Source organism: Shinella sp. CPCC 101442 (genome assembly GCF_024704725.1).
In the GTDB taxonomy this organism is placed as follows: domain Bacteria; phylum Pseudomonadota; class Alphaproteobacteria; order Rhizobiales; family Rhizobiaceae; genus Shinella.
In genome coordinates this window covers 60,060-75,924 of record NZ_JALIQS010000001.1, presented here as the reverse complement: position 1 = coordinate 75,924, position 15,865 = coordinate 60,060, and the positions used below count along the sequence as shown (strand labels likewise).

The window sequence follows — 15,865 nt, the reverse complement described above, 5'->3', positions numbered from 1 at the left end:
CTGAAGGAACGGTTCCTTGAACACTGCTGCTAGACACAAGCCGGCAAGGCGCGCCAACCGGCGCGCCTTTGAGAGGCTGAAATCGGTCGCCGGCTTTCTTGTCGTCGTCGCCACCACCTATCTCGGCCTGCTTGCCGTCACCTTTTTCATCGGCCGCGTCGTGCCGATCGATCCGGTGCTGGCGATCGTCGGCGATCGTGCGCCTGCCCATGTGGTCGAGCGCGTACGGCAGGAAATGGGGTTCGATCTGCCGTATTATCAGCAGTTCTGGCTCTACCTGAAAGGTGTGTTCCAGGGGGATTTCGGCACCTCGGTGCTGACGACCAATCCCGTCATGACCGACATCCGCCGCGTTTTCCCCGCGACGATGGAGCTTGCCACGGTCGGGACGATCTTCGGCGCGCTCCTCGGTATTCCGCTCGGCGTGCTCGCGGCCGTCCGGCGCGGCAGCATTGTCGATCAGGTGGTGCGCATCGTCGGCCTCGTCGGTTATTCGGTGCCGATCTTCTGGCTTGGCCTTCTGGCGCTGCTCGTCTTTTATGCGCGCCTCGGCTGGGTCTCCGGCCCCGGCCGCATCGATGTCGTGTTCGAATATACGTTCACGCCCATCACCGGCTTCTTCCTGCTGGACGCGATCATCAACCGCGACTGGGCGGCCTTCCGCGATATCGTCTCGCACATCATCCTGCCAGCCTCGCTGCTCGGCTATTTCTCCATGGCCTATATCAGCCGCATGACGCGCTCCTTCATGCTGAACGAACTTGGCCAGGAATACATCGTCGCCGCCCGGGCGAAAGGCCTGTCGGAGACCCGCATCATCTGGGGCCATGCATTGCGCAACGCCGCCGTGCCGCTCGTCACGGTGATCGCGCTCTCCTATGCCGGCCTGCTCGAAGGCTCGGTGTTGACGGAAACCGTATTCGCCTGGCCGGGGCTGGGTCTCTACATCACCAATTCCCTGCAAAACGCCGACATGAACGCGGTGCTCGGCGGCACTATCGTCATCGGTTCCGTCTTCATCGCCATCAACCTTCTCTCCGACGTGCTCTACCGCATGCTCGATCCCAGAACGAGGACACGATGAGCGAGGCCGCCACCATGACCCGTCGCGAATGGCTTCTGACCGACCGGCCGCAATCGCGCCTGCAGGCGAGGCTCGGCCGTGCCTATGTCGCCTGGCGGCGGTTTACCGCCAATCGCCTTGCCGTCATCGGCCTCGTCATCATCCTCGGTCTGGTCTTTCTCGCCGTCTTCGCGCCGTTCATCGCGCCCCATTCGCCCTATATCGGCGACCTCGCCAAGACGCGCCTTCTGGCGCCGGGCCAGGGGCACTGGCTCGGCACGGACGATCAGGGCCGCGATATCCTCTCTCGTCTCATCTACGGTTCGCGCCTCACCTTGCAGGTCGTGTTGCTGGTCGCGGTCATCGCCGCCCCCATTGGCCTTCTCGTCGGCACGGTCGCCGGCTATGCGGGCGGCTGGGTGGATGCCGTGCTGATGCGCATTACCGACATCTTCCTCGCCTTTCCGAAACTCGTGCTGGCGCTTGCCTTTGTCGCCGCCCTCGGACCGGGCATCGGCAACGCCATCATCGCCATCGCCATCACCTCCTGGCCGCCCTATGCGCGTATCGCGCGGGCCGAGACGCTGACGGTGCGAAATTCCGACTATATTCTTGCCGTGCAACTGATGGGCGCCTCGCCCTGGCGCATCGTGCTGCGCCATATCATGCCGCTCTGCATGTCCTCGCTGATCGTTCGTGTGACGCTCGACATGGCCGGCATCATCCTCACGGCCGCCGGCCTCGGCTTCCTGGGCCTCGGCGCGCAGCCGCCGCTGCCGGAATGGGGCGCGATGATCGCGTCCGGTCGCCGCTTCATCCTCGATCAATGGTGGGTTGCCGCCGCCCCGGGTTTTGCCATCCTTATCGTCAGCCTCGGCTTCAACCTGCTCGGCGACGGTCTGCGCGATGCGCTCGACCCGCGCGGGAGCGGCCAATGAGCACTCTGCTTGACGTCGAGGACCTCCGGGTCTCCTTCCCGACGCGCACGGGCGTCATCGAAGCCGTACGCGGTGTCTCCTTCACGCTTGGCCGCGAGCGGTTGGGCATCGTCGGCGAAAGCGGTTCCGGCAAGTCGCAGACCGGCCGTGCCATCATGGGCCTGACGGCCGAGCATGGTGTCATCGAGGCCAAGAGGCTGGATTTCAACGGCACCGATATCCTCAAGGCTTCGAAAGCCGAGCGGCGTGCGCTGCGTGGCAAGCGCATCGCCATGATCCTGCAGGATCCGAAATATTCGCTGAATCCGGTCATGACCATCGGCCGCCAGATCGTCGAGACGCTGCGCACACACGAGCCGGTCGGCAAGGCGGAGGCGAAGAGGCGGGCGCTCGACATGCTCGCTGCGGTGCAGATCCGCGATCCCGAACGCGTCTTCGGCCTCTATCCGCACGAAGTTTCCGGCGGCATGGGGCAGCGCGCGATGATCGCCATGATGCTGATTGCCGGCCCCGAACTGCTGATCGCCGACGAGCCGACTTCGGCGCTCGACGTGACGGTGCAGCTTGATGTGCTCGCCATCCTCAACCGGCTCGTCGTCGAGCGTGGCATGGGGTTGATCTTCATTTCGCACGACCTGCGCCTCGTGTCCTCGTTCTGCGACCGCGTCATCGTCATGTATGCAGGCCGCATCGTGGAGGAACTGCCGGCGGCAAAGCTCTCCGAGGCGCAGCATCCCTATACCCGCGGCCTGCTCAACTGCATGCCTGAGATCGGCGCGGACAGGCATCCGCTACCCGTGCTCGATCGCAAACCGGAGTGGAGACTATGACGCCGGCTCTCGCCATTGACGGCCTCGGCGTCGAGTACGACGACTTCGTGGCGCTGGATGATGTCAGCCTGACGGTTGCACCGGGCGAGTCCTTTGGTCTGGTCGGTGAATCCGGCTCCGGAAAATCGACGCTGCTGCGCGCCGTTGCGGGGCTCGCGCCCGTCTCCGCCGGCACCATCACGGTCGATGGCAACGTGCTCGGCAGCAAGCGCGACAAGGCTTTCTACCGCAAGGTTCAGATGGTCTTTCAGGATCCCTATGGCTCGCTGCACCCGCGCCAGACGGTCGACCGGCTGCTGCTGGAGCCACTCGCCATCCACGGCTTCGACGATGCCGAGGAGCGTATCGTGCGTGCGCTCGACGAGGTGGGGCTGGGCGCGAGTTTTCGCTTCCGCTACTCGCACCAGCTCTCCGGTGGCCAGCGCCAGCGCTTGGCGATCGCCCGCGCGCTGATCCTCGAGCCGTCCATCCTGCTGCTCGACGAGCCGACCTCGGCGCTTGACGCTTCCGTGCAGGCCGAGGTGCTGAACCTGCTCGAACAGCTGCGCGCAACCCGCAACCTCACCTTCGTCATGGTCAGCCACGACCTGGCCGTCGTTACCCATATGTGCGACCGGCTGATGGTCATGCAGAGCGGCCGTGCGGTGGAGCAGCTTGCTTCCACCGATCTTGCCGCCCGCAAGGTCACGCAGGACTATACGCGCGGCCTGCTCACTGCCAGCGAGGGTTTTCGGCGCGATCCCGCTTAAAGCCGTTTGCCGCCGGATGCGCGCATGATAGGGCAGGCGACACTTTCGATCGCCAAGCCGGATGATATCAATGACCGTTTCGCTCTACGCCGATTACATCGCGGATCTGCGCGTCCTGTTTTTGGAACTGGACCGCAGTCCCGACCTCTTCCAGAGCATCGACGTGCATCTGGAACTGGCGGCCGGCGGCAGCCTCGTCGTCTACGAGACCAAACGGCGCAAAGGCCAGACGGACAGCCTTTACTATGGCCGCCCCACGGCGGGGGATGCCAACCGCCAGATTTCTCAGGCCACCGCCTTTTCTGCGATCGACCGTTTCTTCGCCCTCGGCCAGTTCATCGCCCTGACCGGCGAGGCGACGCAAACGCTGGATACGCAGTATCCGCATTGCGCCGTCAATTTCTCCTACCGCAAGAAAGGCCATCCGGCTGCACGCTCGATGCTGATGGTGTTTGTCGGGTTCAACGACGAGGCGGATGCCTTGCACTATATCGCCGCAATCGACGATCCCTCGGTTTTCGTTTCCGAGCGCCCCTACAGGACGGCCAAGGCCTACGAATGGAAGTGAGCACTGCTCACGGTGCGAGCCGTGTGCCTCGCCAGTCCGCCCCTTGTCGCTCGAACGCATAGCGGATGTGGTCAGGAGGGGACAGGTCGAGCCATTCGAGACGTGTCAATGTGACGGTGACCAAGGCGAAGCGGTCGTAGGCGCTGCCGGTCGCAGAGGGCTCGACCGCCTCCAGGGGCTGGTTGCCGTCGCCCAGAACGGTCCCGGGCGCGTGCGGTGCGTCGAACAGGATCAGCGTGCGTTCGCGCAGCGCCTCCCACATGGCGCGCCGCTCTGCCTCGTCGCTGACGATTGCGGCTTTGCCGGAAAGTCGAAGCTGGACCGATGCGGTCGGATCGAAGCCGACGAGGGCGACGCGCGGCTCGTCTTGGATCTCCCGAATTTTCGGAGAGCGCATGTCGGTGACGAAGGAGAGCGTTCCGCGTTCGACATTGCAACCCCGCAGCACGATGGTGCGCAACTGCGGCGCGCCGTCCGCGCCAGTCGTGGCGAGCTGCAGGAAATTGAAGGGCGACCGGCTCGTCGCGGCGGCGTCCAGACGTTCCCAGATCGTGGCCAGAATGGTTGCCGTCAAAGCTTGCTCCGTCGTGGGGTGTTCCGCTTCTGTAACACGGGTTCATCGGGCTGTCGAAACAGTTTGCCGTTCTCATTGCGATAGAAAATCTGCTATGGGAGAAGTCCCTTTCATCCGAAAAAGCATCCATGGCCGACCGCATCGGAAAATTGCCTTCCCTCAATGGTGTGCGTGTCTTCGAAGTCGTGGCGCGGCATCTGAATTTTCGGCTGGCGGCGGAAGAGCTTGGCGTCACCCAGGGGGCGGTGGCGCAACAGATCCGCGGGCTCGAGGCCGAGCTTGGCCTCAAGCTGTTCGAGCGCCATCCGCGGGCCTTGGCGATCACCGAAGCGGGGCGCAGCTATGTCGGCAGCATCCGCCGCGCCTTCGAGTTGATTTCGGAGGCCACGGAGACACTGCGGCCCGAGCCGCAGCACCTGACCATCAGCGTCACGCCGACATTCGCCTCGAAATGGCTGATCCCGCGCCTGCCGGATTTCACGGCTGTGCACCCCGAAATCGACCTGCGCATCCTCGCGACCGACCGGATCGCCAATTTCCAGACCGATGCCGTCGACCTCGCCGTGCGCTACGGTCGGCCATCGTTCGGCCCTGGCCTTCAGGCGGATCTGCTCTTCGAGCACATCGTCGTCGCGCTCGGCAGTCCGCTTCTCATCGACAAGCTGGGAAGGCCTGAAATAGCGGACAATCTTGCAGCCTATGCGCTGCTGCACGATGCGCATAATTTCTGGCCGCAGTTCCTCGAGCACGCCATGGGCAAGACGGCGCCCGTCATGGCGGCGAAGAACATCCGGTTCAACCAGACGTCGCTTGCCCTGGAGGCGGCGATTGGCGGGCAGGGGTTGGCGCTCGCCAGCAGCTTCTTCATCGAAGAGGATATTGCCGCGGGCCGCCTCATGCGGCTGTTCGAAACGGAGTTGCGGGTGGGAGGCGATTTTTACATCGTCGCACCGCGAAAACCGCGCCACGCCGCTTCTGTCGAAGCGGTGCGTGGCTGGCTTTTGCGGGAAAGCGCGAAGTTCAAGGGCTGAAGACCAGCATTCGATAGATTTTCTACAGGATGATGCGCGCATTTTTGTTTGGTCGCGCAAGGGGCCGCCGTGCCAGAATGGCGGCAAGCAATCAGAGAGCGAAAGGACATTCCGATGACAGAACAGAAGGTCGCATTGATCACCGCCGGCGGCAGCGGCATGGGGGCTGAGGCGGCCAGACGGCTGGCTGCGGATGGTTTCAAGATCGGCGTGCTGTCCTCCTCCGGCAAGGGCGAGGCGCTGGCCGCCGAATTCGGCGGTTTCGGCATCACCGGCTCGAACCAGTCGAACGACGACCTGCAGCGTCTTGTCGATGGCGCGATGGAGCGCTGGGGCCGGGTGGATGCCCTGGTCAACAGCGCCGGCCACGGGCCGCGCAAGCAGATTCTCGATCTCACGGATGAGGATTGGCACGTCGGCATCGACGTCTATTTCCTCAACGCCGTGCGCCCGACACGCCTTGTGACGCCGATCATGCAGAAACAGAAGTCGGGCGTCATCATCAACATCTCCACCGCCTGGGCCTTCGAACCGAGCGCGATGTTCCCGACCTCTGCGGTCGCCCGGGCGGGCCTTGCCTCTTTCACCAAGATTTTCGCCGACACCTATGCGGCCGACAATATCCGCATGAACAACGTGCTGCCCGGCTGGATCGACAGCCTGCCGGCGACGGAAGAGCGGCGCGATGGCGTGCCGATGAAGCGTTATGGCACGAGCCAGGAAATCGCCGCGACGATTTCCTTCCTCGCCTCCGACGGCGCGGCCTATATCACCGGCCAGAACATCCGCGTCGACGGCGGCATTACGCGCGCCATCTGACGAGGTGGCCGGAGCAACGGCGCCCGCAAGCGCCGTTGCTCGCATCAGATGGCTGTAAACCCGTTATCAACGAAGAGATGGGTGCCGCTGACGAATTCCGATTCGTCGCTGGCAAGATAAAGTGCCGCGCGCGCGATATCCTCGGGCTCGCCGATGCGGCCCTGCTGCGCGGCGAGCGCGGCATCCGAGACATCCACGCCATAGCGGTTCAACGCTTCGATTTCACGGTTGCCGTGCGGCGTGCGCACGAAACCGGGGCAGATGGCGTTGCAGCGGATGTTGCGGTCGCGGAACTCGACGGCGATGGCACGGGCAAACATATGCACCGCACCCTTCGTCGTGCCGTAGAGCACCTCCATCGGTGTCGCGGCCACGGCCGAAATCGACGACGTGCAGACGATGGAGCCGCCGCCGGCCGCGATCATGCCCGGCAGCACGGCGCGTGTAACGAGGAACATCGAGCGCACATTGATCGCCGTCAGCCGTTCCCATTCCTCAAGCGTCGTTTCGAGGAAGGGTTTTACGATGATCGACCCCGCATGATTGAACAGCACATTGGCCGCGCCATAGTGGTCCTCGGCCGCCTTGATAGCGGCGATGACAGCAGTTTCGTCGGAGACGTCGGCCATGAAGGCCTGTGCATCGCCGCCGTTTGCGCGAATGTCGGCGGCGGTCTCCTCCGCTGCCGCCAGATTGTAGTCGACGATTGCGACGCGTGCGCCCTCCCTGGCGAAGAGGCGCGAGGCTGCCCCGCCCATGCCCGTCGCACCACCGGAAATGATTGCCGTTTTTTTCTCAAGTCTGTCCGCCATCGCCGCACGTTCCTCCAGGTTACGGATGGGGCGGGTCTTTCGAAACCCGCCGGGATTTGCATCGGCAAATTCGTCGTCTTCTCGACGCTGGAGTCAATGGGCAGGCGCGAAAGCATCCGGTTCGGCAAAGCATACCTTGCAACTTTAGGCACTTGTTCAGTATTCTTGCCTAACGTCAGGCAATTATTCCGCATACGGGGACTTCGACGATGACCGTCGTGACGCTGGACCAGGTGGAGCGCCAGAGGGCGCGGGGTTTCCGCTTCCTGCGCTTTTCCCCCGAAATCGAGGCGTATTTCCGCAAGGACTATGCCGCCGAGCGGGTGCGGCTCGCCGTGATCTGGGGCATCATCGGCACGTTGATCTACGATCTCGTCTATTTCGGCGACCGAACCATGATGGCGGATGTCTTTTCCGGCCTCGTCACGGTGCGTTTCTTCATCTTCACGCCCTTCGTCATCGCCTGCATCCTCGCGGTGCGCCGCTGGCCGGATGCGGCCCTTTATGACGGGCTTTCGGTCGCCATAGCCGTGCTCGGCGTCACGCTGCCGATGGCCGTCGCCATCGGCAGCGAAAGCCCCTATCTGTTCGTCTACCAGAACGGCAATTCCGCCGCCTTCCTGTTCTTCGTCATCGCGCTGCGGCCGCGCTTTCCCGCCATCCTCGTCGGTCTCGTGCTGATGTGCGCCTCGCATTTCACCACGACATCGCTCACCGGCGCCTTCGATGCCGTCACCTACTCCGGCATCGTCACCTTCTACGTGACGCTGTCCATTTTCCTGGCAGTGAGCGCCTATTTTCTGGAGCAGAAGGACCGGCAGAATTTCCTCAACCAACTGCGTGGAAGCCTGCTTTACCAGCAACTGGAGCACAATGCCGACCTCGACGAACTGAGCGGCCTGCTCAACCGCCGCTCGCTTTCCCGCGTCCGCGATGCGGTTTGGAATGGCGCCCCGACCAGCGTCGCGGCGATCCTGCTCGATATCGATCACTTCAAGCGTTTCAACGATGTGCATGGCCATATCGAAGGCGACGCCTGCATCCGTGCCATCTCGCAGTGCATTCACGGCACTGCGGACAAGGGCGCCCATGTGTTTCGCTTCGGCGGTGAGGAGATATTGGTGCTTTCGGCCGGCCAGTCATCCCTGCAGGCGCTTGCGCAGGCCGAGCGCATTCGCAAGGCGATCGAGGCCCTCGCCATTCCCCATAAAGGCCTGGACGATAGTTGCGTGACGGTCAGCCTGGGCGTCGCGCTGGTCTCTCCGGCCGAGGTCGCGCTGGAGCGCCTCCTGCAGGACGCGGATGCCGCTCTTTACGAGGCCAAGCGCAGCGGCCGAAATACGGTCGCACTTGCCTCGGGCCTGGTTGCACCCATCCGGGATGATTGGGCTGCGGCCTGACGACCGGATACAACCATCGCGCTTTTGGAATTTGCGAAAAATTCCACCGGCAAAGCCATGCGAACGGCCGCATAGCGTGATTTTCCATAAAGGCTTTATTACTTATTAAGTTAAATACCGCAGCGTCGGGGCATCCAATTGCAACCATCGCCGGTATCGCGGCGAAACAGGACCGACCCCATGGCCTCAACCTCTGCTGCGCGTCCGAAATCATCCCGTTCACTGGCCGTCAAGCTGCTCTCCGTGAGTGCTGTCGCGATTGCCTGCGTTCTGGCGTTGACCTTCCTCGTCGTCATTCTTCAAGTGCGCGAACGCACCGTGGCCATCACGCTCAAGCAGGCGGAAGCCGAGGCCGAGGCGACGGCGCAGGCAATGAGCGGCAAGATAGACGCACTCTCCGGCGCCACGCGCAGTCTCGCGGGTATCATCGAGCGCGGCATTGCGGCAGGCAAGCTCGACCGGGCCATGATCACGACGATGCTGCCGGCGCAGGTCGAAAAATTCGACCTCGTCTTCGGCGCGTGGATCGTCGATACGGAGCAGGGGCTCGACGGCACGCTCGGGCCGAAGGACGATGCGGCACAGGGCACCAATGCGGACGGTGTCTTCACGCCCTACTGGGTCCGTGGCGCCAGCGGCATGGAGCTGCTGCGGCCCACCGTCGATCGCAACGCCGAATACTACCGCCTCGCCGCCGCGAGCAAGAAGGGCGCTGCGACAGAACCCTATGAAGAGCCGTCGGCCAACAACCTCCTGATGATGACCGTCACCCAGCCCGTCATCGTCGACGGGCGTCTGGCCGCCGTCACCGGCCTCGACGTCGCCCTCGGTTCGCTGGCCGAATCGCTGAAGGCGGAACGTCCCTTCGGGGAGGGGCGCGTCTACCTGCTCTCGGGCACCGGCAAATGGCTGGCAGCGCCGGATGCGTCGCAGGTGATGAAGGAATATGCCGCCGAAGGCACCGATCAGGTGAAGGCGGCCCTCGGCGAGGGCAAGACCGTGACGCTGCACGATGTTGCCGGCAGTGACGGCGGCTCGGTCTACCGCGTCGTCTATCCGTTCGATCTGCCGGGTCTCAATGCCCGCTGGGCCGTGGCGGTCGATGTGCCGGTCGCGGCGGTGTCCTCCGTCGTCAACGAACAGACGAAGATTCTCGTGATCGGCGGCATGTTCATCCTGGCGGCCGTCATCGGCTCGCTGCTGCTGGCCGTGCGTGCCTTCGTGCAGCGGCCCATGGCCTCGCTGCTCGGCGATGTCGCGCGCATGTCCGAAGGGCAGCTGGAACAGCCGGTCGCCGGCCAGGAGCGCAGCGACGAAATCGGCAAGGTTGCCGTCGCTCTCGAAGCCTTCCGCCATCGCCTCGCCGACGGCCATCGTCTGGAAGCCGCCAATGTCGAGCAGCGCCAGCTGGGCGAAAACGAACGGCGCCAGGCCGAGGCCGAGCGCACCCGCGCCGCCGAAGAACAGCGCAAGGTCGTCGAAGCTCTCGGTCGCGGCCTCGCCAATCTCTCGCGTGGAGATCTCACCAGCCGCATCACCGAGGCGTTCCCGCCGTCCTATGTAGGGCTGCGCGACAATTTCAACGACACGATGGACAGCCTCGAACGCACCATTTTGCAGCTCAACCAGACCGTCCACTCGCTGAATGCCGGCATCGGCGAGATCAGCCGCAGCTCGGACAATCTTTCGCGCCGTACGGAGCAGCAGGCCGCAAGCCTGGAGGAAACGGCGGCCGCCATGAACGAGATCGCCGAGCAGATGCACACCAGCACCCGCAATGCCGGCGAGGCCGCGACGAAGGTCAACGCCGCCTGTTCGGATGCCGACCGCTCCAACGCCGTCGTTCGCAAGGCGATCACCGCGATGGAGGGCATCGAGGATTCCTCGAAAAAGGTCAGCCAGATCATCGGCGTGATCGACGAGATCGCCTTCCAGACCAACCTTCTGGCGCTGAACGCCGGAGTCGAAGCCGCCCGCGCCGGGGAAGCCGGCAAGGGTTTTGCCGTGGTGGCGCAGGAAGTGCGCGAGCTTGCCCAGCGCTCAGCCCAGGCCGCCAAGGAAATCAAGGCGTTGATCTCGGCCTCCAGCGCGCAGGTTCAGGAAGGTGTTTCGCTCGTCGGCGAAACCGGCGGGGCACTGACGCGCATCGCCGAGCAGATCCTGTCCGTCAACAAACTGATCCAGGACATCTCCGCCTCGTCGCGCGAGCAGTCGTCCGGGCTTCAGGAAATCAACGTCGCCGTCAACAATATGGATCAGGTGACGCAGCAGAACGCTGCGATGGTGGAAGAAACCACCGCCGCCGCGAACCTCCTCAACGACGAGGCGCATAGCCTGCGCGACATGGTGATGCGCTTCTCCGTCGGCGATGGCGGCGCGGTGCAGCACCGACGCGCTGCCGCCTGAGGTCAACCCGCCTTATCCTGCGGGCGCGGTCATCGCGCTCGCGGGATAACCCTCGATCCTTGAAACCTGGCTGAAACACAGCGCACGAACGGGTGAAACCGTCGTCTGGCAAGGTGTCGGCAGATCAAGGAGAGGATCATCCGATGTGTGCAGCCATTCGACGTGTCTTTGCCAGGGCCCTCGTGACGGGCATTGCCCTCAGCCTTGCCGTGCCCGCCTTTGCGGCGGACGGGACGAAGCTTTTCAGCTTCGTCAGCGAGGACGGGGAGATCGTCGCGGCGCTGACATCGGAGGACGCTGCGCTCGGCGCGGACGTCGGGGCCATCGGGAAGGTGCTGCACGATCATGGCACGCTTACCGTCTGGCGCTATGCCGTGCGCAAAGCGACGGACGGCGAACTGGAGCAGGCGCCTCTGGCGAAGATCAGCGTGCAGGCGCAGGGCAATCTTCGGGTCGAGCCTTACACCACGCCGTTGCGCGTGGTGCCGTTGCAGTAAGCCCCGCCTGCGCCTTCCGTTCGGCGGCTGAAACACAAGCGAAACACTTGCCGGCTAGTCTTCCGCGGCCCCGCCATCATCCTGCGGCCCTCCGTTCTTCCGGGGGTGCCCGGTTTCCCGGAAGGACTGCGCATGAACACACCGTCCGAGTTCCGCGAACTCGAAGCCTATCATGCGGCGGTTGTTCGGAGCGCGCTCGATGGCATCGTCGTCATCGACGGCGAAGGGCGGGTGGTCGATTTCAACCCGGCGGCGGAAGCAATCTTCGGCTATGAGAGGAATGCGGTCATCGGCGCGCCCATCGCCGACCTGATCATTCCGCCTGAACACCGCTCCGCGCATGACAATGGTCTTGCCACCTATCTCGCGACGGGGACGAGCCGCATGCTCGGCAAGCGGCTGGAATTGCCGGCCATGCTTTCGACGGGCGAACTGATCCCTATCGAGCTTGCCATCACGGACGTCACGCTCGGTGGCCGGCGGCTGTTTGCGGCCCATATCCGCGACCTGCGGGCGGCACGACGTGCCGAAGCGGAAATCCGCGAGCAGCGCAACGCGCTCCACCAGAAGGAAAAGCTGGCGGCACTCGGATCGCTTCTCGCAGGCGTAGCCCATGAGCTCAACAATCCGCTGTCGATCATCACCGGGCAGGCGTTGATGATGCGCGAGGCGATGGAGGAGCGGGCCGTTGCCGACTGGAACGGTCTCGTTCGGCGCTGCGACCGCATCTCGACGGCGGCGGATCGCTGCGCGCGCATCGTGCGCAGCTTCCTAGACATGGCGCGGCAGCGCGAGGCGGAGCGCACGCCGACGCGGCTGGAGACGGTGGTGAACGAGGCTGTCGAACTTCTTGGCTATACGATGGGCGCGGCCGGCATCACCGTCGAGCGCCGCTGGGCGGAGGACCTGCCGATGCTTGCCCTCGATTCCAGCCAGATCCATCAGGTCGTGCTGAACCTGCTCGTCAATGCCCAGCAGGCGCTGGAGCAGGCGGGCGGTGCGGAGCGAAAGATCACCGTCGGTATTGCCGTCGATCGGGCGGCGGGTGCGGTTTCGCTCACCGTCGATGACAACGGCCCCGGCGTGCCGGAGGCGATCCGCAGCCGCATCTTCGATCCCTTCTTCACCACCAAGCCGCAAGGGGCTGGCACCGGCATTGGCCTTGCAGTGTCGAAAGGCCTCGTCGAAGCCCATGGCGGCAGCCTGACGCTCGCCGATGCGCCGGGCGGAGGTGCGCGCTTCATCATCCGGCTCCCCTGTGAAGCGGTACAGCCGAGCGAGGCGGAGAGCGCCCGGCCGACAGCGAAGGTGGATCGACCGACCCCCGACCGGCACCTGCTGGTGGTCGATGACGACGCGGCGATCGCCGAACTCCTGGCGGAGATCGCCGGGCGCCTCGGCTATGCCGTCACCGTCACGCATGGCGGGAACGAGGCGCGGGGCAGAATTGACGCGCGAGGCGGCAAGTTCGATGCGATCCTTTGCGATATCCGTATGCCCGCCGGCGATGGCCCCGGTCTCTACGACTGGCTTCAGGAGAGCTATCCGGCGCTGGCCGGACGGATCGGCTTCGTGACGGGGGACACGCTCGGGCCGCTCGCCGGTCGCTTCCTTGCCCGGTCCGGCTGCCCGATGATCGAGAAACCGTTTACGCCCGGCGATATCGAAGCTTTCCTCGAGGATCTGACGACACCGTGCTGAAACAGTTGAAACATGCCGGATCGAGGCGGGAAACGGCCATCGTCTAGCGTGGCACCATCGAACAACCGCTGGAGCCCGTGTCATGGATGACCGCAAGATCGCATTGCTTGAAACCACATTCGCCGAGGTGAGGGCCTCTCAGGATGCCGCCGCCGCGCTGTTTTACGAACGGCTCTTCGTCAACGACCCGTCGTTGCGCCGGCTTTTCACGGCGTCCGACATGTCCGCGCAGGGCCGCAAGCTGATGGCGGCGCTGGCACTCGCTGTCAATTCGCTGCGCAAGCTCGATGCGCTCGTGCCCGTGCTGGAAGGCCTTGCGGTGAAACACGTCACTTATGGCGTCGAGCGCGGCCACTATGAGACGGTGGGCAAGGCGCTGATCGAGACCCTGTCGCTTTCCTTCGGGGAGCGGTTCACCGCCGAGGTCCGCAACGCCTGGACCGACACGTACCAGCTCGTCGCCGGCGTGATGATGCGCGCGGCCTATGAGCCCGAGGCGGTGCCGGCTTGAAGCTGTTCCGGCGAACGTGTGCAGCGGCCGTGTTCGGAATGGCCGGCAAACGCTCTAGGTGCCGCGATTGGTGACGAACATGTAGCCGACGCCGCGGATGGTCTTGATGGTCGCCGGCTTGGCGGGGTCGGCTTCGATTTTCTTGCGCAGGCGCGTGATGCGGACATCGATCGAGCGGTCGAAGGGCTCGTTGTCGCGGTTGTGGGCAAGATCGAGCAGTCGGTCGCGGCTCAGCACGCGGTTGGGGTGTTGGGCCAACACGCGCAGCAGGTCGAACTCCATGGCCGTCAGCGTCTCGCGCGTTCCACCCTCGAGGATGAGGCAGTGGCCTTCAAGGTCGAGATGCGCCCGGCCGAAGGCAACGAGGCCTTTGCCCGCCACGGGGGCGGGCGGGGCGGCTGGCTCGGCCGGTTGGGTCGCCCCGCGGCGCAGCACGGCGCGGATGCGCGCCTTGAGTTCGCGCAGGTCGAAGGGTTTGGTCACGTAGTCGTCCGCGCCCATTTCCAGCCCCACGACCCGGTCCACCACATCGGAGGCGCCGGTGAGCATGATGATGGGAACGGCGGACCCGGCCCGGATACGCCGGGCAATGGAAAACCCGTCCTCGGCCGGCAGGTTCAGATCGATGATCAGGAGATCGGCCGGCCGCTCGCAGAGGGCGGCATCGAGAGCCGCGCCGCTTGCGACGCCGCGCACGGAAAATCCCTGACCGGCAAGATAGTCCGAGACCATCTCCCGCAGGTCCTCGTCGTCATCGGTGACGATGACGTGGGGTAAAACGGCATGTTCGTTCAAGAGTGTGGCCCGGTGTCGTCTGTTCTTCCTCTAGTTGAACATAGCGCGAAGAATGGCGCCTGTCGCGGCCGATCACTGGCCGGACAGGACGAATCCAACCAATTTTTTCCAAAAGTGGCGTTCGTGCCGCGCGTTGGTTTCGCCGGCAGGATTTGATCCCCTGTTCATGCGCGCGAGCGTTTGCTAAAGCTGGGCGCGAAGAGCTTTGGCACCCAGAGGTTCCGTTTTGCCGTCGTAAACACCGGTCTCACCCCTTTCGCCCCATGGAGCAGGATGGCGCTTGCCATGCTGGTCCGTGCCTTGTCCATCGGGTGATGGTCTGAGACCGGTCTGGCATTGTCGACCTGTGCCATGCGCAGCCGTTTACGGCTGTCTCAGCTCTTCCGCCCTCGAAACATCGCCACACCGCGCCCGCAACGGGCTCTCACGACCGTCTCTTGGTGAACTTCCTTTCGGAAGACCAAGACGACATGCATCATTTCCTCATGGTCCGCTGGACCATCGTTCCCTCCCGGGCGCCGCAGCCCATTCTCCCGTGCAGCACCTGCGGTGGTCCAAGACCCTTCAGGTCGAGCGACCGGCTTCGGCTCAATGCAAATGGCAAGAAGCTCGACGCCTGGCTGATCTACAAATGCACCCAGTGCGACAAGACCTGGAACCGCACGCTCTTCGAGCGCCGCAACATCCGGGAGATCGACCCGGCGACATTGCAGGCTCTGCAATCCAACGACGCGCAATGGGCGCGCCGGCACGCCTTCGATCTCGATGCCCTGCGGCGGAAGGTGTCGCACATCGAGACCTTTCCAGACAGCACGGTGCATAAGGCCGTGCTTGGGGGGAATGCGGGTGGAAACAGTTTGGAGATCGTTTTCTCGGTGCCCATGCCGAGCCAACTCCGGCTCGATCGGTTGCTGGCGAACGAACTCGCAATCTCCCGTTCCCGTCTTCAGGCGCTTGAAGCCGCCGGAAAGGTCGGCTTTCATCCTGAGCGCAAGGATGCCTTGCGGCGGCCGGCATCGGATGGCTGCGTGGTGCGCTTCGCGGTCGAGGGGTTGCCGGAGTGCGAGGCCCTGATATCGGCGGCATGTGGCATCGAGACCGGATAGGCCGTAGCATGCAGGGGTGGTCGCCTGGCGTCCACCCCTGCACTACGAGCGCCGGGATACGCTTC

At 64.2% G+C, this 15,865-nt stretch carries 16 protein-coding genes; 13 read left to right on the top strand and 3 right to left on the bottom strand.

All coding sequences use genetic code 11. The annotated features are described in order from the left end of the window. The first annotated feature begins 16 nt into the window (after nt 1-16). The 5 genes from MUO32_RS00380 to MUO32_RS00360 all read left to right on the top strand — a co-directional run bounded on the left by MUO32_RS00380 (nt 17) and on the right by MUO32_RS00360 (nt 4,148). Nucleotides 17-1,084 carry an ABC transporter permease gene (locus MUO32_RS00380; protein WP_374708570.1) on the top strand — a complete coding sequence of 356 codons (1,068 nt, stop codon included), beginning with the start codon at nt 17-19 and terminating at the stop codon, nt 1,082-1,084. Further along, entirely contained in the window at nt 1,081-2,001 is a 921-nt protein-coding gene (nikC, locus tag MUO32_RS00375) for a nickel transporter permease (protein WP_257946258.1), read from the top strand. Before MUO32_RS00380 ends, nikC begins: the two co-directional genes overlap by 4 nt. Beyond that, complete coding sequence (locus MUO32_RS00370; RefSeq protein WP_257946257.1) at nt 1,998-2,831, top strand: ABC transporter ATP-binding protein; 834 nt, start codon at nt 1,998-2,000, stop codon at nt 2,829-2,831. Before nikC ends, MUO32_RS00370 begins: the two co-directional genes overlap by 4 nt. Then, nucleotides 2,828-3,580, top strand: a complete 753-nt coding sequence (locus MUO32_RS00365) for an ABC transporter ATP-binding protein (RefSeq protein WP_257946256.1) — start codon at nt 2,828-2,830, stop codon at nt 3,578-3,580. The genes MUO32_RS00370 and MUO32_RS00365 overlap by 4 nt, the downstream gene beginning before the upstream one ends. A 70-nt stretch (nt 3,581-3,650) precedes the next feature. After that, the gene (locus MUO32_RS00360) at nt 3,651-4,148 is read left to right on the top strand and encodes a hypothetical protein (protein WP_257946255.1); all 498 of its coding nucleotides are present in this window, start codon (nt 3,651-3,653) and stop codon (nt 4,146-4,148) included. 7 nt (nt 4,149-4,155) lie between these two features. Here MUO32_RS00360 and MUO32_RS00355 read toward each other — a convergent pair whose 3' ends face one another. Next, nucleotides 4,156-4,722 carry a pyridoxamine 5'-phosphate oxidase family protein gene (locus MUO32_RS00355; RefSeq protein ID WP_257946254.1) on the bottom strand — a complete coding sequence of 189 codons (567 nt, stop codon included), beginning with the start codon at nt 4,720-4,722 and terminating at the stop codon, nt 4,156-4,158. Between the two features lie 128 nt (nt 4,723-4,850). On the opposite strand from MUO32_RS00355, the gene gcvA reads away from it, so the two are divergent. Both gcvA and MUO32_RS00345 read left to right on the top strand, forming a co-directional pair. Then, on the top strand, nt 4,851-5,753 hold the full coding sequence (gene gcvA, locus MUO32_RS00350; protein WP_257946253.1) for a transcriptional regulator GcvA: 903 nt from the start codon (nt 4,851-4,853) through the stop codon (nt 5,751-5,753). 114 nt (nt 5,754-5,867) lie between these two features. Then, nucleotides 5,868-6,572, top strand: a complete 705-nt coding sequence (locus MUO32_RS00345) for an SDR family oxidoreductase (RefSeq protein ID WP_257946252.1) — start codon at nt 5,868-5,870, stop codon at nt 6,570-6,572. Between the two features lie 44 nt (nt 6,573-6,616). On the opposite strand, the gene MUO32_RS00340 is transcribed toward MUO32_RS00345, so the two are convergent. Then, nucleotides 6,617-7,384, bottom strand: a complete 768-nt coding sequence (locus MUO32_RS00340) for an SDR family NAD(P)-dependent oxidoreductase (RefSeq protein ID WP_257946251.1) — start codon at nt 7,382-7,384, stop codon at nt 6,617-6,619. A 209-nt stretch (nt 7,385-7,593) separates the two neighbouring features. On the opposite strand from MUO32_RS00340, the gene MUO32_RS00335 reads away from it, so the two are divergent. The 5 genes from MUO32_RS00335 to MUO32_RS00315 all read left to right on the top strand — a co-directional run bounded on the left by MUO32_RS00335 (nt 7,594) and on the right by MUO32_RS00315 (nt 13,899). Then, on the top strand, nt 7,594-8,784 hold the full coding sequence (locus MUO32_RS00335; RefSeq protein WP_257946250.1) for a diguanylate cyclase: 1,191 nt from the start codon (nt 7,594-7,596) through the stop codon (nt 8,782-8,784). Nucleotides 8,785-8,964: 180 nt separating this feature from the next. Further along, a complete protein-coding gene (locus MUO32_RS00330) occupies nt 8,965-11,190 on the top strand; it encodes a methyl-accepting chemotaxis protein (protein ID WP_257946249.1) in 2,226 nt (741 codons plus the stop codon). Between the two features lie 143 nt (nt 11,191-11,333). Beyond that, a complete protein-coding gene (locus MUO32_RS00325) occupies nt 11,334-11,687 on the top strand; it encodes a hypothetical protein (RefSeq protein WP_257946248.1) in 354 nt (117 codons plus the stop codon). A 132-nt stretch (nt 11,688-11,819) separates the two neighbouring features. Then, a complete protein-coding gene (locus MUO32_RS00320) occupies nt 11,820-13,388 on the top strand; it encodes a hybrid sensor histidine kinase/response regulator (RefSeq protein WP_257946247.1) in 1,569 nt (522 codons plus the stop codon). A gap of 82 nt (nt 13,389-13,470) precedes the next feature. Further along, nucleotides 13,471-13,899, top strand: a complete 429-nt coding sequence (locus MUO32_RS00315; protein ID WP_257946246.1) for a globin family protein — start codon at nt 13,471-13,473, stop codon at nt 13,897-13,899. Nucleotides 13,900-13,953: 54 nt separating this feature from the next. Here MUO32_RS00315 and MUO32_RS00310 read toward each other — a convergent pair whose 3' ends face one another. Beyond that, nucleotides 13,954-14,694 carry a response regulator gene (locus MUO32_RS00310; RefSeq protein ID WP_257946245.1) on the bottom strand — a complete coding sequence of 247 codons (741 nt, stop codon included), beginning with the start codon at nt 14,692-14,694 and terminating at the stop codon, nt 13,954-13,956. A gap of 440 nt (nt 14,695-15,134) precedes the next feature. Here MUO32_RS00310 and MUO32_RS00305 point away from each other — a divergent pair, with 440 nt between their 5' ends. After that, complete coding sequence (locus MUO32_RS00305; RefSeq protein ID WP_257947132.1) at nt 15,135-15,800, top strand: DUF1062 domain-containing protein; 666 nt, start codon at nt 15,135-15,137, stop codon at nt 15,798-15,800. Nucleotides 15,801-15,865 lie beyond the last annotated feature (65 nt).

Bases quoted from the DNA above. Each gene is read 5' to 3' on its own strand.
- nikC (WP_257946258.1), top strand. From the start codon at position 1,081: ATGAGCGAGGCCGCCACCATGACCCGTCGCGAATGGCTTCTGACCGAC.
- MUO32_RS00370 (WP_257946257.1), top strand. From the start codon at position 1,998: ATGAGCACTCTGCTTGACGTCGAGGACCTCCGGGTCTCCTTCCCGACG.
- MUO32_RS00365 (WP_257946256.1), top strand. From the start codon at position 2,828: ATGACGCCGGCTCTCGCCATTGACGGCCTCGGCGTCGAGTACGACGAC.
- MUO32_RS00360 (WP_257946255.1), top strand. From the start codon at position 3,651: ATGACCGTTTCGCTCTACGCCGATTACATCGCGGATCTGCGCGTCCTG.
- gcvA (WP_257946253.1), top strand. From the start codon at position 4,851: ATGGCCGACCGCATCGGAAAATTGCCTTCCCTCAATGGTGTGCGTGTC.
- MUO32_RS00345 (WP_257946252.1), top strand. From the start codon at position 5,868: ATGACAGAACAGAAGGTCGCATTGATCACCGCCGGCGGCAGCGGCATG.
- MUO32_RS00340 (WP_257946251.1), bottom strand. From the start codon at position 7,384: ATGGCGGACAGACTTGAGAAAAAAACGGCAATCATTTCCGGTGGTGCG.
- MUO32_RS00335 (WP_257946250.1), top strand. From the start codon at position 7,594: ATGACCGTCGTGACGCTGGACCAGGTGGAGCGCCAGAGGGCGCGGGGT.
- MUO32_RS00330 (WP_257946249.1), top strand. From the start codon at position 8,965: ATGGCCTCAACCTCTGCTGCGCGTCCGAAATCATCCCGTTCACTGGCC.
- MUO32_RS00325 (WP_257946248.1), top strand. From the start codon at position 11,334: ATGTGTGCAGCCATTCGACGTGTCTTTGCCAGGGCCCTCGTGACGGGC.
- MUO32_RS00320 (WP_257946247.1), top strand. From the start codon at position 11,820: ATGAACACACCGTCCGAGTTCCGCGAACTCGAAGCCTATCATGCGGCG.
- MUO32_RS00315 (WP_257946246.1), top strand. From the start codon at position 13,471: ATGGATGACCGCAAGATCGCATTGCTTGAAACCACATTCGCCGAGGTG.